The following is a 23,169-nucleotide window of genomic DNA, read 5'->3' on the forward strand; positions in this document are numbered from 1 at the left end:
GGAGTGCGAACGGGCGGTCCTCCTCCGGGAGGGCTGCCCGTTCCGCGTTCCGATCGGATCGCCTGCCGATCAGGCGCGGGACGTCGCCTCGGCAGCGGCAGCAGCGGCGAGCTGGACGAGCTCCTCGCCGGCCAGGACACCCTGCGCATGCGTCACGATGAGGTTCGGCGCGGTCCACCCGACGGCGTGCAGCTCACCGTGCGCCGGCCGGATCGCCACGTCCGCCCAGGCGAGCATCTCCCGGTCGAGCAGCGAGTCACCCGCGGCGATCGTGCGGGTCGCGCCGGTGCGTTCGGCGACGGCGGCCAGGGCACGTTCCTTCCGGATCGGCGTCGGGACCGCGTAGAGCTTCCGGCCCTGCACGGACACCCGCCACCCGAGCTCGGCGAGTTCGGCGGCGAAGGCCTCGACGGCGGTGTCCGGCAACTCGGAGCGCTCGACGATCGCGTACACGAACACGTCCTCGGCGCGGCGGGTGCGGAGGACCGACCCCTCGGGCAGCGCAGTGGCCAGCCGGTGCTCGACCTCGGGCAGCGGCGCCGACGTCGCCGCCACCTCGTCGCGCAGGGTGGCGGTCCAGGACTCGTCCGGCACGCCGTCGTGCAGCACGACGGCGCCGTTCGTCGTCACGGCCCAGCCGGTGGACGGCAGCGGCAGGCGGATGCGCTGGAACTGGGCGACGGTCCGGGTGGTCACCGGGACCACGACGGACGTCTCGGCCAGGGCCTCCAGGGCACGCTCCGCACGACGGGTCATGAACGACAGCGGCAGGCCCTGGTACACCTCGGTGACGACGAGCGCGGGGGCGTCCTCGTCCGGGCCGTCGAGCATGAGTGCGGCGGCGGAGTAGACGACGGTGCGGTCGAGGTCGAACCCGACGAGGGCGCTCATGCGGCGGGCCCCGTGCCGGTGGGGTCGATGGCGTCCGCGGCGGTGTCCGTACCCGTGTCCGACACCCGGCTGCCGAGCGGGTGGATGAGTCCGACGCAGCTGTAGGACAGGTCGGGCCGGGTCACGACCGGCACGCCGCGCTCCCGGGCCAGGGCGACGACGTGCGCGATGTCGACGTCGTCCGGGTCGCGGACGAGCACCTGCCACGGGACACGACGGAGCAGCACCCGGGTGGTCTCGCCGACACCCGGCTTCACCAGGTGCAGGTCGGTGATGCCGTACTCGGCACCGATCGCCTCGACGGTCCGCATGCCGCGCCAGTCGACCGCGCGCGACGCCGGGCCACCGTCGGCAGCCACGGCCGCGTCGACCCGGGGACAGACGGCGGCGAACCGCTCGGCGACGGTCGCGACGAACGAGCGGGAGTGGTCGCGGGCACCGAGCTCGCGGTACTGCTTCGCGCCGTGCAGCGTGCCCTCCGGGGTCCAGGCGCGGTTGAACACCGTGCGGGACACCAGCCCCGACACGGTCGAGTTGAGGCACGCCGACGGCACGAGGTAGTCGTCACGGGTGCCGTGCAGCGGCGTGCAGCCGGCCGGGTCGGCGAGGACCGCGAGCTCGTCGCCGAAGCGCACGCCGTCGGTCGCCGCGAACCGGTCGAGCGCGTCGGTCAGCTCGCGGGTGATGGCGCCCTTGCCGGTCCAGCCGTCGACGAAGACGACCTGGGACGCGTCGTGGTGCGCCGCGAGCCAGCGGAGCGCCGTCTCGTCGATGCCGACCCCGCGGACGATGCTCGCCGTGTAGTGCTGCAGGCGGACGCCGCGCTGCTGCTCGGCCCACCGGCGCATCAGGATCCCGACGGGCGTGCCGGCACGGGCGAGGGAGACGAGCACGGCGTTCGGGCGGTCGCGGAGGACCAGGTCGGTGACGATGCCGACCGCCTCGGCGATGCGGTCCGCCGATCGGCCGAGGGCGTCACGGTAGAGCTCCTCGTACGACTCCGACGGCACGTACTCGACGGGCAGCGACTCGGCGTAGTTCGCTCCCTCGAGCTGGATGGCCCGTTCGCGGTCGGCGGTGTCGGCCTCGAGCGCCGCGTCGGCCAGGTCCTGCAGCAGCCAGGTCACCTCGTCCGGCTCGTACGACCCGAAGGACGGCCCCGTCAGCGGCCGAGGAGACGACGGCGCAGCACCGGCCGGTTCGAGTGCGCTGTCCACGACCACCACACGGGGTGTCACGGCGGCCAGGACGTCGAGCAGGCCGTCGGGACCCTCGAGTGATCCGCGGTCGGTGCCCGGCTCGGGCACGACGACGACCGCGTCGAACCCGTGCACGTTGTACGCGTACCGCTCGCCCGGGCCGTCGACCGTCACGTCGTGGGAGCGGTGCCGGATACCGGATCGGATCGGCCAGGCCGGGTCGTCGAACACCGCGACGGGGGAGCGGGTGCTCGTCGACGAGCGGACGTCCGCGGTCGTCCGACGGCGGAGTGCGTCCGCGATCGCGAGCGGTGTGGCCATGTGCTCCTCGGTGCCGAGGACCAGGACCCGGTCCGGCACCCGGCCCGATGCGTCGGTGAGCACCCGGGCCAGGTCCGCGGCGATGCCCTCGACGTCGGTCCGCGGAGTGCGGACGCGCGCGGCGGGGGTGCCGGTGCGGTCGACCGCGGTGGGCGGTGCGGTGACCGTCTCGGGACTGGAGGCGCGTGCCGGGCCCGGCGTGGGCCTCCCGTCCGACGTCGGGACACCATTGGACGATGCTGCGTTGTCGAGCGGGCCCGTGGTGAGCGGTGCGGCGGCCGCGGCGACGAGGTCCGCAGCGGTGTCGGTGAGTCCGTCCGGCAGGGACACCCGGCCCCGCCCGAGGGCGACGACCGCGACGGGCGCGCCGAGCTCGGTCGCGAGGGCGTCGGTCGCCGCGACGTCCGCGTCGGAGCGCAGGTCGACGAGCGCCGCGACGACCCACTGCCGCTGCGGTGCGACGGCGTGCAGGGCGCGGATCGTGGCGCGGGCCGTCGCGCCGGTGCTCAGCTCGTCGTCGACCAGGACCACGGTGCCGTCGGTCGGCAGCCAGTCGTCCTCGGTCGGGAGCAGGCGGTGCGCGGTGGCGTGCGAGTGCGCCTCGTCGAAGCCGGCGGCGGGTGTCGCCCCGGGCGGGTCGTGGCGGGTCGAGTGCAGGTACCCGGCGCCGAGGGCCTCGGCGACGGTCGCGCCGAGGGCGGTCGCGGTCTCGGCGAACCCGAGGACGAGGACGTCCGGCAGGGTCGGCCGGACCGCGGCGAGGTCGGTGCGGAGCGTCGTGGCGGCACGGTGCAGGGCGTCGGACCCGTGGCCCGAGTCCGGCGCCGCACCCGTCGCTGGGTCGGTCTCCCGCTGCTGGCCCGGAACGACCGGCTGGCCCGTGTCGAACTGCTGGCCCGTGTCGAACCGCTGATCGAGGACGGCCTGCAGGTCCAGGACCTCCCGGAGGCGCGTGGCGGCCCCGGCGTCGAGGCGTGCGCCGCCGTCCAGGACGTCGGCGACGCGGGCTCCGAGGGCCTCACCGGCGAGCAGCGCGACCGCGGGCACGGTCGGCACGTGCTTCGCGAGCACCGTCGACACCAGCAGGTGCGCGCGGCGCGGGTTCCGCCGGAGTGCGAGCCGGACGAGCGACGCCAGTGGGACGCCGGGGGAGGTGGACGCGGTACCGGCGGTGGGCTCGTCCGTCAGGACCACGCCGAGCTCGTCGGGCGTCGGCAGGACGGACCCCGTCGGGGCTGCGGTGGGGGTGGGCGTGGTCACGGCTGGCTCCGCTCGAGCAGGTCGACGTAGGTCACGTCCGGGGTGGCCACACCGAACGCCCGGGCCCGGAGCATGGTGCGCTCCGCCCACGCGTGGTGCGGTTTCATCTCGTTCATCTTGTTGCCGTACCGGGAGGCGGCGACCCCGCCCGTCGCGTTCGCGAGCACGTCGGAGGCGTCCGAGAACTCCTCGTCGCTGACGACCGACATCGCGTGCACGAGCGGCACGTGGCGCGGGTGGATGACCGTCTTGCCGGTGAGGCCGTTCGCGCGGTCGAGGGTGACCTCGCGGAGCAGTCCGTCGAAGCCCTCCAGGAGGAGCTGCCGGCGGAGCTTCAGGTCCCCGGCCTCCTGGAACGGCGTGGTGCGCAGCTGCGTGCGGAACACCCGGTCGGAGTCCGGGTAGTGCTCCCACACCGGCCCCGCGACGACGAAGCCGTCGCGGGCACGACCGAGGACGTTCACCACGTCGCCGATCACCGAGGCCAGCACCTGCACGTCGTAGACGGTCAGGTGCGATGGTCGACGGAGGCCGTAGACGCTCGACAGGTCGGTCGCGCCGATCCGGACCGCCAGGACGTCGTCCCGCCGTTCCAGCAGCAGGTCGTGGACGTCGGCGAGGGCCTCGGTGCGGGACTCGCGGTGCATGATCCCGGGGGACTCGAGGATCGGCATCACGAGCAGTCGGGACCCGGGTGCGCGGCCCGCGTTCGCGGCGTCGAGCACCTCGAACCACCGGGCACCGGCACCGTCCGGGTTCTCGAACTTCGGCAGGACGATGCCGGCCAGGACGTCGAGTGCCCGGCTGCCGAAGCGGTCGAGCAGGCGTGCGAAGTGCTCGGGAGTCCGGACGCGGAGGAACAGCTGCGGCAGCGTCGCCAGGTCCAGTTCCTCGGTGAGGGTGCGGAGCGCGGTCTCGACGTTCGCCTCGGCCGTGGGCAGGTCGTCGTCGGCGACGGAGTCCTCCAGGCAGAGCACGATCGAACCGGCACCGAGCTCGGTCTGGCGACGGACGTCACGGACCAGGTCGGGCCGGATCCCGGGCGTGTACAGCGTGGCACCGAGGGCCACGGCGCGGAGGTCCTGCGGACTGTCCCGCGTCACGTCCTCGGGTGGTCGGAGGAACAGTGGTTCCTGGTCGGCGATGTTGGCGAAGTGGCGCACGGATCAGACTCCGACGGTCGGGGCGGACAGGAGGAACCCGAACGCGGCGAACACGTCGCCGTCGTGGGTCGCCCTGGGGAACGGCTCGGCGCGGAGCTCGAGTTCGCCGTCGATGACGGAGAGCGCCAGGATCGTGGTGGTGTCGGCGTCACCGGGGTCCACCGCCAGGGTGGTGCCGTCGTGCAGCCCGATGACGAGCCGGTCCGACCCGCGGCCCATCACGAGTGCCCGGCGGAGTTCGCGGACGTGGCGGAGGGCGACCAGCACGTCGGCGCCGTCGTAGCCGACCAGCGGACGGTTGCCCCGCGTGGTGACGGTGCGCCCGGCGCTCGCGCCGTCGGCGGTCGCCGCGCCCACGACGTGGTCGACCGACTCCCACGCGGCACTCGTCGAACCGGTCACGCGGAGTGCGCCGACGGCTGCACGGCGGCGGTCGATGCGGACCACCGGGTCCTCGGGACCGAGGACGCGGACGTCACGCGGGTCCGGTGCCGGGAAGGGACGGATCCGGGAGGCCCGTTCCGCCAGCCGACGCGCGATGCGGTCGGGACGGGGCTGGGCGGGCGCGGTCGCGCCGGGTGCGGGCACGCGGGCTGCGCCCGACGTCGGCGCGGCGGAGGTACGGGGTGCCGGGGTCCGGTCCGCGGAGGGCGCGGGCTGGCGGCCGAAGGACAGGCTCAGCCCACCACTGGAGCTCGCCGGCGCGGAGCTCGTCGGTGCGGCGGGTGCCGGCGCTGCCGGCGCTGCCGGGCGGGAGATCGGCCCGCCGTGGGCGGCGGTGGTGCTCGACGAGGCGCCGGGGCTCGACGAGGCGCCGGGGCTCGACGAGGCGGCGGTGCCGTGCGAGGCGGCGGTCGGGCGGGCCTCCTGGCCGGGCGGGGTCGGACGGACGCGACGGCGGAGGAACGGGTGCCCCGACGTCATCGCGCGCGGCCGATGCCGTGGTCGGCGCGCAGGCCGGTCAGACCCGTCGTGTAGCCCTGGCCCACGGCGCGGAACTTCCACTCCGAGCGGTGGCGGTAGAGCTCACCGAGGATCACCGCGTCGATCAGGTGGTTCCGCTCCGACGGCAGCGGGAACGCGACGAGCTCGCGGCCGTCCGGGGCGCAGACGCGGACCGACATCGACCGGACCGATCCGAGGTCCTTCGGGGAGCGCGGATCCGGGTCGAGGTAGACCGCGAAGACGATCTTGTCGACGGTCTCCGGGATCGACGCGAAGTCGACGTCGATCTCCTCCTGGTCGGACTCGTCCAGGTACCGGACGGACGCGTCGGCACTCTCGATCTGGTTGAAGAAGACGAGGTCCTCGTCCGAGAGCACGTGGCCGTCCGGACCACAGACGATCGCCATCGGGACGAGTTCGGCGGACGGGCCCCGGCTGGCGATCTGGTCCCAGTGGATGCCGACGACCACCGACGTGAGGCCGGGGTTCTCTGCGGTCAGCGCAGCGTTCGCGCCCGGGACGAGCTGCCCGGTCACGAGTCGGCTCCGCGGAGACGCAGGCCCTCGTCGCCGTCACCCAGGCGGTCCCGCAGGAACCGGCCGTGCGAGGAGAGTTCGGCGATTGCACCGCTCCTGATCTGTTCGTGCATGTCCTCCACCGTCTCCGCGACGACGTCGAGTTGGCCGGCGAGGGTCGCCGTGGCGGCGCTCTCCGGGGTCCGGTCCGCTGCGGGCAGGGACCGGTAGGTCCGAACGGGCGTGGGCAGGTAGTCGTTGACGATCGCCTGGAACAGGTACCGCTGCTCGGTCGAGGCGCCCCGGGCGATCACCGTGCCGGCGGCCTCGCGCAGGAGGTCCTCGACGTGTCGGACGCGCGAGGACACGACCGTCGGCAGGTCGGCCCCGGCTGCGCGCACGATCGTCCGGAGGTCGTCGAGGCCGGCTGCGGCCGCGGCGTCGTCGGCCGCGCCGCCCGAGCCGCGGACGTCGATGCGGGCCGCCGCAGCGGCCGCTGCGGACGCCGGGGTCTCGGCGTCCGGGTCGGCGACCCGGCGGTCCTGGTCGTCGTCGTCGCGGCCGAACAGTGCGCGCAGACGATCACGCACGGCAGTCGACCGCAGGCGTCATCGCGTGACCGATCGGGGGTCGTCGTCGGTCTGACGTGCGCGCTCGAGGTACGGCTTCGCGCGCTGGATGCCGGACTCGAGCGCCGCGACCGTCGAGGACATGTTCTGCGCGGCCTGGGAGCGGAACGAGTCGATCGCGTCCATCGTCTGGAACACGTTGTCGAAGGCCTTCTGCAGGGTCTCGACGCTGACGCCGGAGTTCGTGGCCTGCTCGTGGATCCGCGTGGTCTGGTCGCGGAGCATCTCGCTGGTCTGCAGGATCATCGCGTTCGTGGTGTTGTTCACGGCGTCGATCTGGTCGAGGACCATCTTCTGGTTGGCCAGGGCCTGCGCCACGACGACGGCCGTGCGGAGGGCCGCGATGGTCGTCGTGCGGGCACGCTCGACACCCTTGATGAGCTCGGTGTTGTTCTTCCGGACCAGGTCCATCGCCAGGTAGCCCTGCACCGACACCGCGAGCTGGGTCAGGATGTCCTGGTGGCGCTGGCGCACCGGGAACAGCACGTCGGCCTCGAGCTTCTGCGCCTCCTCGACCCGGCCGCCGTTCCGCAGGCTCTCGATCTTCGCGACCGTCGCCGCGTCGAGCGCCTTCGCGAACACCGCGTACTCGCTCAGCTGCTGCATGGTCTCCCACAGCTGGACCTTCTCGTCCGCGAGCGTCGCGTTGTCCTTGCGGAGCTCGTCCTGCCCGGCCATCAGCGACTTGATGATCTTGTCGAGCTGGGTCTGTGCCGACTCGTAGCGCTGGAAGTACTTCGCCAGCTTGTTGCCGCCGGGGATCATGCCGAGGATCTTGCGACCGGTGCTGAGGTCGGCCTGGTTCGGCGTGAGGTCCTCGACCGTGGAGCGGAGGTCGCCGAGGGTCGTGGCGACCTTCACCTGTGCGTCGTCACCTGAGCGCTTGGCGCCGGCGACCGACGACTGCGACCGCTCGAGCATCCGCGACGAGAACCCACCGGAGCGGGCGATCTCCGAGCCGGCGATGGCGTTGATGCCGTCGACCTTCTCGGTGAACGCGGGGGAGCGCGGGTCGAGGCTCGCGACCTCGTCGACGAACTCCCGCGCCTGGGCCGCGATCTGCGCCTGTCGGTCAGCATCCACCGGCACCATGCCCGGAGCGTCGTCCGGGGTGACGACGTCGGCGGCGTCGGCAGCGCGCAGGACGAGGGCGTCCTGCGACGGGTCGGTGGGCTCCGGCGGAGCGAGCGGTCCGGGCATCGGTGGTCTCCTGTGACGAGGTGGAACTGCTGGATGCTGCTGGGTGGTGCTGGGTGGTGCTGCTGCTGCTGGTCGTTCTGGTCGTTCTGGTCGTTCTGGTCGGGCTGGGGTCAGCCGAGGTTGACGCCGAAGTCGGTGGCCACGCCAGCGAGACCGGACTGGTAGCCCTGCCCGACCGCGCGGAACTTCCACTCGGCACCGCTGCGGTAGATCTCCGAGAAGATCATCGCGGTCTCGGGGGCGGCGTCCTCAGAGAGGTCGAAGCGGACGATCTCGGCGCCGTCCTGGTCGAGCACGCGCGAGTACGCGCTGCGGACCTGGCCGAAGTTCTGCCGGCGCGCCTCGCCCTGGTCGATCGACACCACCACGACGACGCGGTCCACGTCGGCCGGCAGGGCCTGCAGGTCGATGGCGATCTGCTCGTCGTCGCCCTCGCCCTGGCCGGTGCGGTTGTCGCCCTTGTGCTCGACGGAGCCGTCGGCGCTCTTGGGCTGGTTGTAGAAGATGAAGTCGGCGTCCGAGCGGACCTTGCCGTCCGGGCCGACGAGCAGCGCCGAGGCGTCGAGGTCGAAGGCCTCGCCGGCCGTCGTACGCGGGTCCCAGCCGAGGCCGACGGTGGCGACGGTGAGCCCGGGGCTCGTCTTCGTGAGGGAGAGGTTGCCGCCCTTGCTGAGGGAGAGTCCGGCCATGATCGGGTCCTTTCGTGGTGGGGGAGCGTCGTCGGTGACGCGGGGTGCGTCGCGTGCCTCGGGTGTGTCGGGTGACCGTCAGTCGAGGACGACGCCGTAGTCGGTGGCGACGCCGCGGAGGCCGGTCGCGTAGCCCTGGCCGACGGCGCGGAACTTCCACTCGTTGTCGTACCGGTAGATCTCCGCGAAGATCATGCCGGTCTCGGACGCCGCGTCCTCGGTGAGGTCGAAGCGGACGACCTCGTTGCCGGTCTCGTCGTTGACCACACGGCAGAAGGCACCGCGGACCTGACCGAAGTTCTGGTGGCGGGCGTCGGCCTGGTCGATCGTGACGACGATGACGACCCGCGAGACGTCGGGCGAGACGAGGCCCAGGTCGATGAGGATCTGCTCGTCGTCGCCGTCACCCTCGCCGGTGCGGTTGTCGCCCTGGTGCACGACCGAACCGTCGACCGACTGCAGCTGGTTGTAGAAGATGAAGTCGTCGTTCGAGCGGACCTTGCCGTTCGCCCCGACCAGCAGCGCCGAGGCGTCGAGGTCGAACTGCTCGCCCGCCGTCGTGCGCGGGTCCCAGCCCAGACCGATCATGGCCCGCTGCAGGCCCGGGTCGGTCTTCGTCAGGGAGAGGTTGTTGCCCTTCGAGAGCGAGAGGGTCGCCATCGATCGTCCTTCCGTCTGGGATGTGCCGTCAGAGCGCGGCGGCTGCGGGGCCGACCAGGTCCTGCACGGTGCGGCCGTCGGCACGCTCGCCGATCGCCGTGAAGGTCCATCCTGCTCCGGTGCGGGACACCTTCGCCATGACCATCGCGGTGTGCTGGCCGGCATCGGTCAGCTGGTAGCGGGCGACCTCGGGGGCACCGGCGGTGGAGTCGTCGACGACCCGACAGAAGGCGTTCTGCACGTTGTCGAACGTCTGGCGGCTGTAGCTGCTGATCACGAAGACGATCTGCTGCACGGCGCCGTGCACCGCGCTGAGGTCGATGCGGATGACCTCGTCGTCGCCGTCGCCGTCCCCGGTGAGGTTGTCACCGGTGTGCTGCGCGGAGCCGTCCTTGCTGCGGAGCTGGTTGAACCAGACGTAGTCGACGGGCTGGCCGTCGGCACCGAAGAAGATCGCGGAGGCGTCGAGGTCGACGTCCGCGGACTTCTTGCCGCCGAACAGTCCGCGCTTCGTCGCCACGGCGTCCCACCCGAGACCGAGACGGACGCGCGACAGTGCGCTGCCGTCGGTCTTCGTGAGCGAGAGCGCCTGGCCCTTCTGGAGGCTGAGACCCATTGCGGTGAACCCTTCGTCGTGGTGCAGTCCTGGTCGCGACCGTCAGGAGGCGACGGCTGCGTGGTCGTCGGCCGACTCGTGGTCGTCGGCCTTGTTCTTGTTGCGCACCACCGACGAGATGAACGCGGCGAGGATGAAGACGACGCCGATGAGGCCGGTGACGACCTCGTTCACCTCGGTGGTGATCGTGACGAGCAGGATGGCCGCGAGTGCACCGATTGCCCAGTGCGCACCGTGGTCGAGGTACTCGAACTCGTCCAGCGTGCCCTGTCGGACCAGGAAGACGGTGAGAGACCGGACGAAGAGGGCACCGATGAGGCCCAGTCCGAGGGCGATGATGATCGGGTCGGCGGTGATCGCGAAGGCCCCGATGACCCCGTCGAACGAGAACGACGCGTCGATGACCTCGAGGTACAGGAACAGCAGGAACGCGGCCTTGCCGGCGACGTTGCCGACGCGGCGCTTGTTGCTGATGCGGTTCGCCTCGGCCACCATCTCGCCGGTGCTCTCGAACGAGTTGCCGTCGTCCTCCGGGTCGTCGACGTCGAACAGCCCGCCGAGCCCGGTGACCAGGAAGTACGTCACCAGTCCGGCGATGCCGGCGATCAGGACCGTCGACTGGTGGTCGCCGGCGGTGGTGCCCGCGACGGCCAGCAGGACGAGGGCGACGATGACGTTGACCATCGGGAGCTTGCCGATGAAGAGCAGCGGGCGTTCGAGCCAGCGCAGCCAGAGGATGTCGCGCTCCTCGAACATGAAGTCGAGGAAGATCATCAGCAGGAACATGCCACCGAAGGCAGCGATCTGCGGGTGCGCTTCGTGGAGCAGGTACGCGTAGGTGCCGGGCTCGTCGATCGGGCCCTTCTCGAGCGCGAGCTGCACGGCCTCGACCGGGTTCAGCGACGCCGTGACGCCGACGATCAGCAGCGGGAAGAGCACGCGCATGCCGAAGACCGCGATGACGATGCCCACGGTGAGGAACATCTTCTGCCAGAACGGGTTCATCCGCTCGAGGATGCGGGCGTTGACGACCGCGTTGTCGAAGCTGAGGCTGATCTCGAGCACGCCGAGGATCGCGGTGATGATGACCGCGCTCCATCCGCCGTAGACCAGCGCGATGGCCAGTGCGAGCACGGTGATGGCCAGGGACCACCCGAAGGTCTTCAGGAACACGTGCGCGGATCTCCCCTTGAGCGTGCGGTGCAGACGGTGCCTGCAGTGCGGTCGTCGAGGGGACGGCGCTGTCCGGCCCTCCCCCTCTCGGAATGCTACATGCTCGGGGCCGAGTGCCGACGGGGCCAACGGCCGTCGGCGGTGAACGTCGGGTCGCGCTTGCTCCGCATGTACTCCTGGAACGAGGCGGCCTGCTCGGCGCACCACGCGACCTGCTTGCGGTGCAGCTCCTCGGCGCTGACGTCGAGCTCGTCGGCGTACTTCACGGCGATGGCCTGGGCGACCCGGCCGGCGGCGATCGCGTCGGCGCCGGCGTCGTGCGCGTCGTCGAGCTGCACGCCGTAGAGCTGCGAGGCGACCTCGAGCGTCCGCTTGCCCTTCCGGTAGGTGTCGAGCGCCTTGTCCATCACCAGCGGGTCGACCACGTTGCCGATCACGGGGGACGCGATGCCGTGGCGCTTGGCCTCCCGGTCGAGCAGCGTCAGGTCGTACGGGGCGTTGTAGATCACCAGCGGGATCCCGCGGGCGAACACGGCCTCCACCGCGGCGACGATCTCGGCCACGACCTCACCGGCGGGTCGTCCCTCGGCCCGGGCGCGTTCGGTCGTGATGCCGTGCACGGCCGCGGCCTGCTCGGGGATCTCGATGCCCGGGTCGGCGAGCCAGGTGCCCTCGACGATCGAGCGCCCGGTCATGTCGATCAGGCCGACGTGCGCACTGACGATGCGTGCCGTCTCGACGTCGATGCCGGTCGTCTCGAGGTCGAACACCCCGAGTGCGTGCCACCAGGGTCGGGTGGTCAGGTCCTGCGGGGGCCGGGTCGCCGTGTCGAGCTCGGCAGCGGGGGAGGTCACGCGGTCAGGCTAGCCAACGGCACCGACAGCCCCGCGAGGCGCGCTCGCGTTCTCTGCACCCTGTCCGACGTGCAGCCAGTAGAACGCCTGCGTGCCGAGGGTCAGGGTGACGGTGCCGTCCGCGTCGAAGGACGGGAAGGCACCGCCGCCGAACAGGTCGACGAGCGGCCGGCCCGCGTACTCGGGAGCGGTGATCGTCACCGAGGTCGGGTTGTGGGCGAACGAGAACACGCACAGCACGTCCTCGGCGCTCGGGCCGAACTGCTGGTCCGAGCCGGAGCCCGCCCAGGACCGGACGAACGCCAGCACGCTGTCGTTCGACGTCTGCTGCACCGCGAGCGACCCCATCCCGAACACCGGGTGGGCCTTCCGCACGTGGATGACGTTGCGGATCCAGTGCAGCAGGGACCGCGACTGTGCCAGCTGGGCCTCGACGTTCACCTGGGCGTAGTTGAACACCAGGGACTGGACGACCGGCAGGAACAGCTTGCCCGGGTCGGCGGACGAGAACCCGGCGTTCCGGTCCGGGGTCCACTGCATCGGGGTGCGGGACGAGTCACGGTCCGGCAGCCAGATGTTGTCGCCCATCCCGATCTCGTCGCCGTAGTACAGGAACGGGGAACCGGGCAGCGAGAACAGCAGGGCGTGCACGAGTTCGAGTTCGGCACGGGAGTTGTCGAGCAGCGGTGCCAGGCGACGACGGATGCCGATGTTCGAGCGCATCCGGGGGTCGTACCCGTACCAGCCGTACATCGCCTGCCGGTACTCCTCGCTGACCATCTCGAGCGTGAGCTCGTCGTGGTTGCGGAGGAAGACGCCCCAGGCGGCGGTCTCGGGCACGTCGAGCGTCTCGGAGAGGATCGCCTGCAACTCCTTGGCGTGCTGGGCCCGGAGCGAGTAGAAGATGCGCGGCATCACCGGGAAGTCGAACGCCATGTGGCACTCGGGCTCCTCGTCGGTGCCCAGGAACGCCGCGGTCTCGCGGGGCCACTGGTTCGCCTCGGCGATGAGCACGCGGCCCGGGTACTCGTCGTCGATCATCGTGCGGAGCTTCTTGATGAACTCGTGGGTCTCCGGCTCACCCTCGCCGTTGCCCTCCTCCGACTGGAACAGGTAGGGGATGGCGTCGAGCCGCAGCCCGTCCACACCGAGGTCGAGCCAGTGTCGGACGACGTCGTAGACGGCCTCGACCACGGCCGGGTTCTCGTAGTTGAGGTCCGGCTGGTGCGAGAAGAACCGGTGGAAGAAGAACTGCCGACGGACCGGGTCGAAGGTCCAGTTCGACTCCTCGGTGTCGACGAAGATGACGCGGATGTTGGAGTACTCCTCGTCGGTGTCCCGCCAGACGTAGAAGTCGCCGTAGGGGCCGTCCGGGTCCTCGCGCGACTGCTGGAACCACTCGTGCTGGTCGCTCGTGTGGTTGATCACCATGTCGATGACGATGCGCATGTTCCGCTCGTGCGCCTTCGTGACGAGTTCGCGGAACTCGTCGAGGGTGCCGAACTCGGGCAGGATCGCCCGGTAGTCGGAGATGTCGTAGCCGCCGTCGCGCAGCGGGGAGCGGAAGAACGGCGGCAGCCAGAGCGCGTCGACGCCGAGCCACTGCAGGTAGTCGAGGCGGCTGATCAGGCCCTGCAGGTCGCCGGTGCCGTCGCCGTTCGAGTCGACGAACGAGCGGATCATGCACTCGTAGAACACCGAGCGCTTGTACCAGAGCGGGTCGAGGGTCAGTCCGGGCTGCTGGATCGGGGCTGTGAAGGACACCGTGCTCCTCGAAGGTCGTCGACGGCCCGCCAGAGCAGGAAGGCCGCCCCGGACACGCTAGCGGCGGCACCCCCGACGTGCACACCTCGGCGGCGGAGAGGTTCCCTAGACTGACGCGGATGCAACCGCCCGTGCTGTCCCCGTACCAGTCGCTGATGGCGGCCACCCCCGTCGTGCACCGCACGGTCCAGGTCCAGGACCGGACCACGCACTTCTGGGAGTACGGCCCCGCCACGGCAGCAGCCGGCAGCCGAGCCGCACCAGGCTCCCCGGCGACCGTGTTGGCGGTGCACGGGTTCCGCGGCGACCACCACGGGCTCGAGTCGATCGCCGCACACCTGGTCGCCGGACACCCGACCGGCGTCCGCGTGATCGTGCCCGACCTGCCCGGCTTCGGCGTGTCCGACCCGCTCCCGACGTCCGACCTCGACGGCTACGTGCACTGGCTCGAGGGCTTCCGCGACGCACTCGGGCTCGATCGTGACACCGTCGTCCTGGGCCACTCGTTCGGGTCGATCGTCGTGTCGGCCGCGGTCGCCGCCGGACTCGACACCCGACTGCTGGTCCTGGTGAACCCGATCGCCGCACCCGCGCTGCAGGGGCCGCGAGCGGTCGGCACCGGCATCGCCATCGCGTACTACCGTCTCGGCGCCTGGTTGCCCCGGCCACTCGGACTCGGTCTGCTGCGCAACCGGGCGATCGTCCGGGCGATGAGCATCGCGATGCTGAAGTCGCGTCGGCCGTCGCTCCGGCGGTGGGTGCACGACCAGCACGACCGGTACTTCTCGGCCTTCGCGGACCGCACCAGCGTGCTGGAGGCGTTCCGGACCTCCGTCACGCACGACGTCGCCCAGTTCGCCGACCGGATCAGCGTGCCGACCCTGCTGGTGGCGGCCGAGCACGACGACATCACCGCCGTCCCGGAGCAGCGCGCCCTGGCCGAGCGTCTCGCCGACGCGGAACTCGTCGTCGTCCCCGGCGTCGGCCACCTGGTGCACTACGAGACCCCGGCCGCCGCCGCGAGCGCGGTCCTCCGACGGATGCAGACCTCGTGACCCGGCTCCGGATCGGCATCGACTGCCGCTACGTCCGCATCGGCCGGCACGACGGGATCAGCCGTTTCACGGCGGGCGTCGCCGCCCACCTGCCCGACCGACACGACGCCGTGCTGCTCGTCTCCGACGAACGCCAGCTCGACTCCCTGCCCGCCGGGATGCCGTGGGAGCTCGTGCCGGCGCCGACCGACGCGGGGGAGCCCCTGGTCGCCCGGCACGTCAACCGCCTGGGCCTGGACGCCGTGTTCTCGCCGATGCAGACGATGGGCTCCCGTGGGCGCCGGTACGCCCTCGTGCTCACGCTGCACGACCTCATCTACTACCGGAACCGCACACCTCCGCGCGAGTTCTCGTGGCCGCTCCGGCTGGGGTGGCGGGCGTTCCACCTGGCCTGGTGGCCGCAGCGGTTCCTGCTCAACGGTGCCGACGGTGTGGTCACGGTCTCCGAGACGACCGCCGGGCTGATCGCCGAGCACCGTCTGACGGACCGTCCCGTCACGGTGGCGTACAACGCCGCCGACCCGGCCGAGCCCCGCGACGCCGACGCCCCCCGGCAGAAGTCGCTCGTCTACATGGGCTCGTTCATGCCGTACAAGAACGTCGAGACGCTGGCGGCCGCCCTGCCTCTGCTCGGCCCGGACTGGACGCTGCACTGCATGTCGCGCGTGTCCGACGCCGACCGGGCGCGTCTCAGCGGGCTCGCCCCGGCCGGTGCGGTCGTCTTCCACGACGGCGCGAGCGACGAGGAGTACCGCGCGGTGCTCCGGTCGGCGACCGCCCTGGCGACGGCCTCGTACGACGAGGGCTTCGGCATCCCGCTGGTCGAGTCGATGGGCGTCGGCACGCCGGTCGTCGTCAGCGACATCCCGATCTTCCGCGAGATCGGCGGCGACGTCGCCGAGTACTTCGACCCGTCGTCACCGTCCGCCGTCGCAGCCGCGGTCCGCCGACTGGAGGCCCGGTGGGACGCCGCCTCGCAGGCGTCGGTCGCGCAGGCGGCCCGGTTCCGATGGCAGGACTCCGCCGAACAGGTCGTCCGTGCCGTCGAGCGCGCGGTCGCGGACCGGGAGGCGCGTCACCGCTGAGCGCGGTGTCCGCGCCCTGGTCGGTCGGTCTCGGGGACGCTACGGTGGAGGGGACGGGGGCACGGGCCTCCCGTCGGACGGGGGAACCATGTTCATCACGCTCATCACCGTGGGTGTCGTCATCGTGGCCGTCGCCGGCGGCATGGCGGTCGCCGACCGCCGCCGAGCACGTCTGCTGCGCGACCTGCCGGACGCGGGCGTCCCGCACGGCAGCGGCGCGACCGACCACGACCTGCGCGTCGCCGAGGCGCAGGCCGCCCGCACCGCGGGTGGGACCGGCTACACGGGCGGCTCCGGCGTCTGACGCGGCTCAGCTGCGGCGTTCGAGCGGGTTCTGGTACTCGAACGCGTAGCGGCCGGGCGCGTCCGAGACGTCCTCGATCGGGTCGTCGGAGCGGACGAGCTCGGCGCGGAAGCGCTCCGGGTCCCAGCGGAACGAGTGCACCGAACCGTTCCGGATCGGCACGGTCGAGCGCTCGATGGTGCCCGGCGCCGCGGCGTCGACCACGGTCCGGATGACCGCGCCGTGGGTCGCGACGACGACCGCACCGGCATCGAACCGGACCGCGATCTCGGCCAGGGTCTCGGTGACCCGGTCGAGCAGCGCCGCCCGTGACTCGCGCCCCGGCACCGCGTCGTGCGGCCACCGGGACTCGATCTCCGGGTGCGTGAGCCCCTCGGCGTCGCCGTAGGAGCGTTCGCGGAGTCCGTCGTACGTCGACGGCTCGGGCAGGTCGAGCCGCGTCGCGATGATCGTGCCGGTCTCGAGCGCCCGGGACAGCGGCGACGACACGACGGCGTCGAACCGGCGGCGCGTCAGCAGCTCGGCGGTCTCGGCGGCCTGCCGGCGACCGGTGTCGTTCAGCGGCACGTCCGTCGACCCCTGGATGCGTCGTTGCCGGTTCCAGTCGGTCTCGCCGTGGCGGACCAGGTAGAGGAGCGTCGTCACCCGTCGATCATCGCAGACGCGGTCAGACGCGCCGCGAGCTCCACCAGGGTCTCGGTCGTGCCCGCGTCGATCTTCACCGCGGCCCGGCGGTCACTCCGGGTCGCGCCGCGGTTGACGATGACGACCGGGTGCTTCCGACGGGTGGCGTGGTCGAGCAGCCGGACGCCGGAGTTCACGGTGAGCGACGAACCGACGACGAGCAGGGCGTCGGCCTCGGCGACGATCGAGACGGCCTCGCGGAACTTCTCGGCGGGCACGAACTCGCCGAAGAACACCACGTCGGGCTTCAGCACCCCGCCGCACACCGTGCAGTCGGGCACCCGGAACCGTTCGACGTCGGTGATCTCGACGTCCCCGTCCGGCTGCAGCTGGACCGAACCGGGCTCGTCGATCCACGGGTTCTCGCGGTCCAGCACGGCGGCCAGGTCGGCGCGCGAGAAGACCTGCCCGCAGGTCAGGCAGAGGGCACGGTCCATCGAGCCGTGGACCTCGACCACCCGACGGGAACCGGCGCGCAGGTGCAGGCCGTCGACGTTCTGGGTGACGATGCCGCCGACGACCCCGGCGGACTCGAGTGCGGCCAGCGCCCGGTGGCCGTCGTTCGGCCGCGCCGCTGCGAAGGTCCGCCACCCCAGGTGCGAGCCGGCCCAGTAGCGCTGGCGCTTCGCGGGGTCGGCCAGGAACTCCTGGAACGTCATCGGCTTCCGGACCACACGGCCCTCGCCGCGGTAGTCGGGGATGCCGGAGTCGGTGCTGACGCCGGCGCCGGTCAGGACGGCGATGCGCTTGCCGCGGAGGACCGCGACCGCCCGGTCGACGTCGGAGGCGGTCGCGTCCGTCACGGTCCCGTCGGTCCCCACGGTCGTCCCTGTGCCGTCGCTCGTCGCCATCGTGTCCACGGTACCCTCAACCGCCGAGCGTCCCCGGTCCTTCCCCGGGCCGACGTCGGCGACCCGACCACGATCCTCCCGACCGGAACGAGCACCGTGCACCCCGTCCGCATCGACTCCCTCGACGACCCGCGCCTGGACGACTTCGCCCGGCTCACCGACGTGGCGCTCCGCCGCGTGACGGAGCCCGAGGGCGGGCTCTACATCGCCGAGTCGAACACCGTCATCGAGCGCGCCGTCCGTGCCGGGCACGCGCCGCGGAGCGTGCTGGTGCAGGAGAAGTGGCTGGACAGCGTGCTGCCCCTGGTCGCCGAGCACGACGGCCCGGTCTTCGTCGGCTCCGACGCGCTGCTCGAGCAGCTCACCGGGTTCCGGATGCACCGCGGGGCCATCGCGGCGATGCACCGGCCGGAGCTGCCCTCGGTCGCCGACGTCGTGCGCGACGCCCGGCTCGTCGTCGTCCTCGAGGACATCGTCGACCACACGAACGTCGGAGCCGTCTTCCGCAGCGTTGCCGGTCTCGGGGCGGACGCCGTCCTGGTCAGCCCGCGCTGCGCCGACCCGCTCTACCGACGGAGCGTCCGCGTGAGCATGGGCACCGTGCTGCAGGTCCCGTGGACGCGGATCGGGGAGTGGCCGGCCGCGGGGGAGGACCTCCGCGCGCAGGGCTTCCACGTCGCCGCGATGGCGCTCACCGACCGCTCCGTCGACCTGGAGGCGTTCGTCGCCGACGTGCCGGAACGCGTCGCCCTGGTCATGGGCACGGAAGGACAGGGCCTGACCCCGGCCGCGGTCGCCGCTGCCGACACCACGGTGCGGATCCCGATGCACCACGGCGTCGACTCGCTCAACGTGGCCGCGGCGAGCGCCGTCGGCCTGTGGGCGGTCGCGCACGCGCAGCGGGCACGCTGACCTGCTGCCCGGTCCGCGCGGCCGGGATTAGGCTGGTCGGATGCTCTCCCGCCGCGACGCCGCCGTCCGTCTCGACATCACGCTCGAGATGGCGACCCACCACGGGATCCCCACGCGCCTCAGCGAGGCCGAGCTGACGGCGATCGAGCAGGACCCGCCCGCGTGGCTGGTGCAGTCCCGCGCGAACCGCACCGGGGCGAAGAAGGTCTGGGTGCGCCTGGACTGCGTGGTCTGCGGGTACTCGGAAGAGGCGCGGCCGAAGAAGTGGTGGCCGGACTGGGACCACCTGATGTGCGACTACCACGCGCCGTACCAGGCACCCGAGCCGACCGCGGGCTTCGTCCGGCACGAGGTCGAGGGCGTCGGCAGCCGGTTCGTGGCGCTCGTGGACGAGAAGGCGTAGCGCGCGGGCGGAACGTTCGGCACCGGCACCCGGCCCCGAGCCCTGACGGGCGGGCGGCCGGGTGCGCCGATGGCGCGTCAGGTCAGGTCGGCGGCCATCTGCACGCGCCGTCCGTACCGGTCGAGGCCGAGACGGTGCTCGGTCTCGACGAGCGAGCGGTGGAACGCCGTGACGGGCTGCTCCTCGACGAAGCCGGCCGATCGGTAGAAGGGGGCGTTCCAGGGGACGTCCGCGTACGTCCGCAGGGTGATGCGCTCGTGCCCGAGCCGCCGGGCACGGTCCGCCGCGGCCGTGACGAGCCTCCGTCCCAGCCCCCGGCGGGAGTGCTCCGGGCGCACCGAGAGCTGCTCGAGGTGGCACAGGCCGTCCACCTCGACCACGTGGGCGAACCCGACGACGTCACCGTCGTCGAGGGCGACGACGAGCAGGAAGCCGGGCTGGGCCAGACGGTCGGCACCGGATGCGGCGGGCGGCCAGGACCCGGGGCGGAGCCGTTCGACGAGCAGCTGGTCGGCGTCGTCCTCGATGGCCTCGATCGTGGCGGTGTCCGTGGGGCGGGCGGAGCGGATCGACGGCACACGTCGATCGTACGGAGCCGGAACCCGGTCGTCCTCGCCGACGCCGTACATTCGGTGGCATGAACGACATCGACTGGAACGCGGGCAGCTGGACGACCGCCCCCGCACACGTGCAGGTGTCCGGCGACGGGATGCGCGTCACCGCGGTCGAGGAGAGCGACGCCTGGCGGATCACCTCGTACGGCTTCGTGCACGACACCGAGCACGCCCTCCTCGCCCCGTTCGCCCAGGACACCGCGATGGAGGTGTCGTTCCACCTGGACTTCTCCGCCCAGTTCGACCAGGCCGGCATCTTCGTCAAGGTCGACGACAGCACCTGGACCAAGGCCGGCGTCGAACGCAGTGACGACCAGGACAGCCTCGGCGCCGTCGTCACCCGCGGCGTCTCCGACTGGTCGCTCGCGCCCGTCCCCGAGTGGCACGGCCGCCTCGTCACGATCCGCGCCAGCCGCTCCGGCGATGCCCTGACCGTCCGAGCCCGGGTCGACGACGAACCGTGGCGTCTGGTCCGCGTGGCACCCCTGGACCCGGACGCCGAGGTCGGCGCCGGGCCGATGTGCTGCGCGCCGTCGCGGGACGACCTCACCGTGCACTTCACCGCCTGGCGGACCGGGGCCGCCGACACGAGCCTGCACCCGGGGGAGTGACCTGGTGCCGCTGCGCTGACGGTCGAACCGGTCGCGCGAGCGGTCCGGCCTGTCTCCGGTACTCGGTACCGTGACCGCGTGGGTCTGAGCTGGGGTCGGGCGGTGCCGTCACGGTGGCGAGCGCTGCCGCCTGCGGTCTGGCTGCTCGTCGCCGCCCGGACCGTGAACCGCCTCGGAGCCTTCACGCTGCCCTTCCTCGCCGTCGTGTTGGTCGACGACTTCTCCGTCCCGGTGCAGACCGCCGGGGCGATCGTCGCCCTCTTCGGGGTGGCGACGATCCCCTCGCGACTGATCGGCGGCCTCCTCAGCGACCGGATCGGCCACCGCGCCACCATCGTCTGGGGCCTCACCCTCACCGCGGTGTTCCAACTCCTGCTCGCGGCGGCGCCCGGCGTCGTGACCGCGGCGGCGGCAGCGGTGCTCATCGGCCTGTCGTTCGAGATCTACGAACCGCCGTCCCAGGCACTCGTCGCCGACGTCGTCGAGGGCGACCGCGAGCGGGTCGCCGCGTACGGGCTGTACTCGGCTGCACTCGCCGTCGCCGGGGTGCTCGCCGGCGTCCTCGCGGCGACCGTCGGTGGCGTCGACCTCCGACTGCTGTTCGTGGCCGACGCGGTGACGTGCCTGGGGTGCGCGACCCTCGTCCTCGTCGGGTTGCGGCCGCGTCGCGGGGGACACGAGCCGGAGGATCGTGCGTCGGCTCCGCCCGCAGTGGTGCGGAGTCCGTGGCTGGACCCGATACTCATCGGCCTGCTGGTCACCGGCACGGGCTTCGCCGTGCTGTACCTGCAGCTCGAGGTCGCGCTTCCCCTGACACTGCGCGCGGACGGGATCCAGCCGTCCCTGGTCGGTGTGCTCTTCGCCGTCTCGGCCCTGGTCATCGTCCTCGGGCAGCCGCTGGTCGTGCGGGGCCCGCTCACCCGCTTGAGCCACTTCGCCGCGCTGGCGATCGGTTTCCTGGTGCTCGGCGTCGGCTTCGTCCTCAACGGCGTCGCCGCCGACCTGCCCGGGCTGATCGCCGCGACGGCCGTGTGGAGCCTCGGCGACCTCGTGCTCCTCGGACACGCCTCCGCACTCGTCGCGGCGATCGCTCCGGCAGCGTCGCGCGTTCGGTACATGTCCGTCTTCGGCATCAGCTGGGGCATCGCCGCCACGATCGGACCACTCGTCGGGACGCAGCTGATCGCACACCTGCACGTCGCCTGCACCTGGTGGGTCCTCGGCCTGCTCTGCGTCCCGCTCGCCACTGCGCAACCCGTCCTCGCGGCGGTTGCGCGACGATCCGGTCGGGTCATCGCACGCTCCTGACGGTCCGCTTCGGAACCGCGACCGTCGGCCTTCCCGGTCTCCTCGCCCCACCGCTGGACACCCCACTCCGGCTGTCGTCCGATCCGCTAGCGTGCAACTCGTGCGCCTGCCGCTGGAGGAACTCGACGACGACGAGCCGGTCCTGCGGCCGTCTCCGGTCCACGTGGACGGGCGGTTCCCGTCCGCCGCGGTCCTCTGCTTCTTCCCCGAAGCGATCGACACCATGGAGCGTGACGGGGAGCTCGAACGGATCGGGGCCTTCAGTACTCAGCTCGGTGGGATGGCGATCCGTGCAACGCCGGACCGGGACGTCGCGGTGTTCCATCCAGGTGTCGGTGGTCCGTTGAGCGCCCACTGCTTCGAACAGGCCATCGCGTCGGGCGTGCGTGCGGCGATCGCCGTCGGCGGTGCGGGCGCGATCGCTCCGTCGTTCGGGAAGGACGACGTGCTGGTGGTCTCGGCTGCCCTCCGGGACGAGGGGACGTCCTTCCACTACGTCCCGGCCAGCCGGATGCTGCAGTTCGACGAGGACGAGGTCCGACGCCTCGTCGATGGGCACGTCGACGCTGGTCTACCAGCGGCGGCCGGTGTGACCTGGACCACCGACGCGGACTTCCGTGAGACCCGAGGACGAACCGCGCGCCGGCGGGCGGAAGGGTGTGTCGCTGTCGAGATGGAAGCCGCCTCCCTCGCTGCCGTCGCGCGGTTCCGGGGTGTCCGGTACGGCCACGTTCTGTACAGCGGGGACGACCTGACCGGCGAGGTGTGGGCGGAGCGTGCGTGGACGAGATCCGGCCGTCGAGCCTCACTGCTGCGGACAGCGATCGACCTGAGCGTCCGGTAGTCGACCAGCCAGCCATCGACACTGCGCCGGGTTCCGCGTCCGTCAGTGCAGACCCACGCGCTCGTCGAACCCTTTGCTAGCGTCGCCACATGGGACCGACGGATTCGATGGTGATCCGACCCGCGCGTCTCGAGGACGCCGTGAGCATCGCCCACGTGCATGCGACCTCCTGGCGCGAGACGTACGGCAGGCTGATCGACGATCCGGACACGAACCCCTGGTTCGACGTCGACCCGCGGATCGGCATGTGGCGGACGTACCTGGAAGACGGGGTCTTCTCCACAGCCGTGGCCGAGGATCCGACCGGCGTGGTCGGGTTCGCGGCCGCCCGACGCACCGTCGAGCCCGAGGCGGTCCGCCCCGAGGAACTCGCCATGCTCTACCTGCTCGAACGCGCACAGGGAACGGGAGCCGGTCGAGCGCTCCTGGACCGGGTGCTCGGCGGACGTCCTGCGTCGCTCTGGGTGGCAGCGGACAATCCTCGAGCCCATTCCTTCTACCGCCGGAACGGGTTCACCGCCGACGGCGCGACCTCGAGCTTCGGGCCGCTCGGAACGACGGTGCGACTCGTCCGGTGAGCCGACGGTCCGGGAGATCAGGGCCGCAGGCGCGCACCGGC

25 protein-coding genes are annotated in these 23,169 nt (G+C 72.0%); 9 read left to right on the forward strand and 16 right to left on the reverse strand.

The genetic code is table 11. The features are described 5' to 3' along the window. Positions 1 to 69: 69 nt before the first annotated feature. From JOD51_RS08075 to treS, 13 genes are all read right to left on the reverse strand, one after another. Complete coding sequence (locus JOD51_RS08075; RefSeq protein WP_204607785.1) at positions 70 to 891, reverse strand: HAD family hydrolase; 822 nt, start codon at positions 889 to 891, stop codon at positions 70 to 72. Beyond that, positions 888 to 3,671, reverse strand: coding sequence for a phosphoribosyltransferase domain-containing protein (locus JOD51_RS08080; protein WP_204607786.1), 2,784 nt, complete (start codon positions 3,669 to 3,671; stop codon positions 888 to 890). Before JOD51_RS08080 ends, JOD51_RS08075 begins: the two co-directional genes overlap by 4 nt. Then, entirely contained in the window at positions 3,668 to 4,834 is a 1,167-nt protein-coding gene (locus tag JOD51_RS08085) for an HpcH/HpaI aldolase/citrate lyase family protein (protein ID WP_204607787.1), read from the reverse strand. The genes JOD51_RS08080 and JOD51_RS08085 overlap by 4 nt, the downstream gene beginning before the upstream one ends. A 3-nt stretch (positions 4,835 to 4,837) precedes the next feature. Then, a complete protein-coding gene (locus tag JOD51_RS08090; protein ID WP_204607788.1) occupies positions 4,838 to 5,758 on the reverse strand; it encodes a hypothetical protein in 921 nt (306 codons plus the stop codon). Further along, the gene (locus JOD51_RS08095) at positions 5,755 to 6,315 is read right to left on the reverse strand and encodes a TerD family protein (RefSeq protein WP_204607789.1); all 561 of its coding nucleotides are present in this window, start codon (positions 6,313 to 6,315) and stop codon (positions 5,755 to 5,757) included. Before JOD51_RS08095 ends, JOD51_RS08090 begins: the two co-directional genes overlap by 4 nt. Next, positions 6,312 to 6,884 (reverse strand): hypothetical protein, encoded by a 573-nt coding sequence (locus JOD51_RS08100; RefSeq protein ID WP_204607790.1) that lies wholly within the window; start codon positions 6,882 to 6,884, stop codon positions 6,312 to 6,314. Before JOD51_RS08100 ends, JOD51_RS08095 begins: the two co-directional genes overlap by 4 nt. 18 nt (positions 6,885 to 6,902) lie before the next feature. Further along, positions 6,903 to 8,123 carry a toxic anion resistance protein gene (locus JOD51_RS08105; protein WP_204607791.1) on the reverse strand — a complete coding sequence of 407 codons (1,221 nt, stop codon included), beginning with the start codon at positions 8,121 to 8,123 and terminating at the stop codon, positions 6,903 to 6,905. A 110-nt stretch (positions 8,124 to 8,233) separates the two neighbouring features. Continuing rightward, positions 8,234 to 8,812 (reverse strand): TerD family protein, encoded by a 579-nt coding sequence (locus tag JOD51_RS08110; RefSeq protein WP_204607792.1) that lies wholly within the window; start codon positions 8,810 to 8,812, stop codon positions 8,234 to 8,236. Positions 8,813 to 8,890: 78 nt separating this feature from the next. After that, entirely contained in the window at positions 8,891 to 9,472 is a 582-nt protein-coding gene (locus JOD51_RS08115) for a TerD family protein (RefSeq protein ID WP_204607793.1), read from the reverse strand. A 28-nt stretch (positions 9,473 to 9,500) separates the two neighbouring features. Beyond that, entirely contained in the window at positions 9,501 to 10,088 is a 588-nt protein-coding gene (locus JOD51_RS08120; protein WP_204607794.1) for a TerD family protein, read from the reverse strand. Positions 10,089 to 10,130: 42 nt separating this feature from the next. After that, positions 10,131 to 11,261: a DUF475 domain-containing protein gene (locus tag JOD51_RS08125; protein ID WP_204607795.1), complete on the reverse strand. Its 1,131-nt coding sequence runs from the start codon at positions 11,259 to 11,261 to the stop codon at positions 10,131 to 10,133. 95 nt (positions 11,262 to 11,356) lie between these two features. Further along, entirely contained in the window at positions 11,357 to 12,115 is a 759-nt protein-coding gene (locus tag JOD51_RS08130) for a 3'-5' exonuclease (RefSeq protein WP_372377834.1), read from the reverse strand. 9 nt (positions 12,116 to 12,124) lie between these two features. Beyond that, positions 12,125 to 13,879: a maltose alpha-D-glucosyltransferase gene (treS, locus tag JOD51_RS08135; RefSeq protein WP_204607796.1), complete on the reverse strand. Its 1,755-nt coding sequence runs from the start codon at positions 13,877 to 13,879 to the stop codon at positions 12,125 to 12,127. Positions 13,880 to 13,998: 119 nt separating this feature from the next. On the opposite strand from treS, the gene JOD51_RS08140 reads away from it, so the two are divergent. The 3 genes from JOD51_RS08140 to JOD51_RS08150 all read left to right on the forward strand — a co-directional run bounded on the left by JOD51_RS08140 (position 13,999) and on the right by JOD51_RS08150 (position 16,323). Further along, the gene (locus JOD51_RS08140; RefSeq protein ID WP_204607797.1) at positions 13,999 to 14,934 is read left to right on the forward strand and encodes an alpha/beta fold hydrolase; all 936 of its coding nucleotides are present in this window, start codon (positions 13,999 to 14,001) and stop codon (positions 14,932 to 14,934) included. After that, on the forward strand, positions 14,931 to 16,019 hold the full coding sequence (locus tag JOD51_RS08145) for a glycosyltransferase family 4 protein (protein WP_204607798.1): 1,089 nt from the start codon (positions 14,931 to 14,933) through the stop codon (positions 16,017 to 16,019). The genes JOD51_RS08140 and JOD51_RS08145 overlap by 4 nt, the downstream gene beginning before the upstream one ends. Positions 16,020 to 16,107: 88 nt before the next feature. Next, a complete protein-coding gene (locus tag JOD51_RS08150) occupies positions 16,108 to 16,323 on the forward strand; it encodes a hypothetical protein (protein WP_204607799.1) in 216 nt (71 codons plus the stop codon). A gap of 6 nt (positions 16,324 to 16,329) precedes the next feature. On the opposite strand, the gene JOD51_RS08155 is transcribed toward JOD51_RS08150, so the two are convergent. Together JOD51_RS08155 and JOD51_RS08160 are read right to left on the reverse strand one after the other, a co-directional pair. After that, positions 16,330 to 16,968 carry a histidine phosphatase family protein gene (locus tag JOD51_RS08155; protein ID WP_204607800.1) on the reverse strand — a complete coding sequence of 213 codons (639 nt, stop codon included), beginning with the start codon at positions 16,966 to 16,968 and terminating at the stop codon, positions 16,330 to 16,332. After that, positions 16,965 to 17,858 carry an NAD-dependent protein deacetylase gene (locus JOD51_RS08160; protein WP_204607801.1) on the reverse strand — a complete coding sequence of 298 codons (894 nt, stop codon included), beginning with the start codon at positions 17,856 to 17,858 and terminating at the stop codon, positions 16,965 to 16,967. The genes JOD51_RS08155 and JOD51_RS08160 overlap by 4 nt, the downstream gene beginning before the upstream one ends. 96 nt (positions 17,859 to 17,954) lie before the next feature. Here JOD51_RS08160 and JOD51_RS08165 point away from each other — a divergent pair, with 96 nt between their 5' ends. Next, positions 17,955 to 18,770 carry a TrmH family RNA methyltransferase gene (locus JOD51_RS08165; protein ID WP_204607802.1) on the forward strand — a complete coding sequence of 272 codons (816 nt, stop codon included), beginning with the start codon at positions 17,955 to 17,957 and terminating at the stop codon, positions 18,768 to 18,770. A 40-nt stretch (positions 18,771 to 18,810) separates the two neighbouring features. Further along, positions 18,811 to 19,173, forward strand: coding sequence for a hypothetical protein (locus JOD51_RS08170; RefSeq protein WP_111073499.1), 363 nt, complete (start codon positions 18,811 to 18,813; stop codon positions 19,171 to 19,173). A gap of 77 nt (positions 19,174 to 19,250) precedes the next feature. On the opposite strand, the gene JOD51_RS08175 is transcribed toward JOD51_RS08170, so the two are convergent. Continuing rightward, the gene (locus JOD51_RS08175; RefSeq protein WP_259556774.1) at positions 19,251 to 19,751 is read right to left on the reverse strand and encodes a GNAT family N-acetyltransferase; all 501 of its coding nucleotides are present in this window, start codon (positions 19,749 to 19,751) and stop codon (positions 19,251 to 19,253) included. A gap of 59 nt (positions 19,752 to 19,810) precedes the next feature. Here JOD51_RS08175 and JOD51_RS08180 point away from each other — a divergent pair, with 59 nt between their 5' ends. From JOD51_RS08180 to JOD51_RS08195, 4 genes are all read left to right on the forward strand, one after another. Continuing rightward, positions 19,811 to 20,398 carry a DUF1349 domain-containing protein gene (locus tag JOD51_RS08180; protein WP_204607804.1) on the forward strand — a complete coding sequence of 196 codons (588 nt, stop codon included), beginning with the start codon at positions 19,811 to 19,813 and terminating at the stop codon, positions 20,396 to 20,398. A 78-nt stretch (positions 20,399 to 20,476) separates the two neighbouring features. Beyond that, positions 20,477 to 21,706, forward strand: coding sequence for an MFS transporter (locus JOD51_RS08185; protein ID WP_204607805.1), 1,230 nt, complete (start codon positions 20,477 to 20,479; stop codon positions 21,704 to 21,706). A gap of 100 nt (positions 21,707 to 21,806) precedes the next feature. Beyond that, positions 21,807 to 22,550, forward strand: coding sequence for a phosphorylase family protein (locus JOD51_RS08190; protein ID WP_204607806.1), 744 nt, complete (start codon positions 21,807 to 21,809; stop codon positions 22,548 to 22,550). Positions 22,551 to 22,639: 89 nt separating this feature from the next. Next, the gene (locus tag JOD51_RS08195; protein WP_239539815.1) at positions 22,640 to 23,128 is read left to right on the forward strand and encodes a GNAT family N-acetyltransferase; all 489 of its coding nucleotides are present in this window, start codon (positions 22,640 to 22,642) and stop codon (positions 23,126 to 23,128) included. The last annotated feature ends 41 nt before the right edge of the window (positions 23,129 to 23,169 follow it).

It is taken from the genome of Curtobacterium herbarum, from assembly GCF_016907335.1.
GTDB lineage: Bacteria > Actinomycetota > Actinomycetes > Actinomycetales > Microbacteriaceae > Curtobacterium > Curtobacterium herbarum.

What these genes read in the sequence shown, in the direction of transcription:
- JOD51_RS08180 (WP_204607804.1), top strand. Translation starts at nt 19,811, where the DNA reads ATGAACGACATCGACTGGAACGCGGGCAGCTGGACGACCGCCCCCGCA.
- JOD51_RS08075 (WP_204607785.1), bottom strand. Translation starts at nt 891, where the DNA reads ATGAGCGCCCTCGTCGGGTTCGACCTCGACCGCACCGTCGTCTACTCC.
- JOD51_RS08195 (WP_239539815.1), top strand. Translation starts at nt 22,640, where the DNA reads ATGGGACCGACGGATTCGATGGTGATCCGACCCGCGCGTCTCGAGGAC.
- JOD51_RS08160 (WP_204607801.1), bottom strand. Translation starts at nt 17,858, where the DNA reads ATGGCGACGAGCGACGGCACAGGGACGACCGTGGGGACCGACGGGACC.
- JOD51_RS08090 (WP_204607788.1), bottom strand. Translation starts at nt 5,758, where the DNA reads ATGACGTCGGGGCACCCGTTCCTCCGCCGTCGCGTCCGTCCGACCCCG.
- JOD51_RS08110 (WP_204607792.1), bottom strand. Translation starts at nt 8,812, where the DNA reads ATGGCCGGACTCTCCCTCAGCAAGGGCGGCAACCTCTCCCTCACGAAG.
- JOD51_RS08150 (WP_204607799.1), top strand. Translation starts at nt 16,108, where the DNA reads ATGTTCATCACGCTCATCACCGTGGGTGTCGTCATCGTGGCCGTCGCC.
- JOD51_RS08170 (WP_111073499.1), top strand. Translation starts at nt 18,811, where the DNA reads ATGCTCTCCCGCCGCGACGCCGCCGTCCGTCTCGACATCACGCTCGAG.
- JOD51_RS08120 (WP_204607794.1), bottom strand. Translation starts at nt 10,088, where the DNA reads ATGGGTCTCAGCCTCCAGAAGGGCCAGGCGCTCTCGCTCACGAAGACC.
- JOD51_RS08105 (WP_204607791.1), bottom strand. Translation starts at nt 8,123, where the DNA reads ATGCCCGGACCGCTCGCTCCGCCGGAGCCCACCGACCCGTCGCAGGAC.
- JOD51_RS08115 (WP_204607793.1), bottom strand. Translation starts at nt 9,472, where the DNA reads ATGGCGACCCTCTCGCTCTCGAAGGGCAACAACCTCTCCCTGACGAAG.
- JOD51_RS08140 (WP_204607797.1), top strand. Translation starts at nt 13,999, where the DNA reads ATGCAACCGCCCGTGCTGTCCCCGTACCAGTCGCTGATGGCGGCCACC.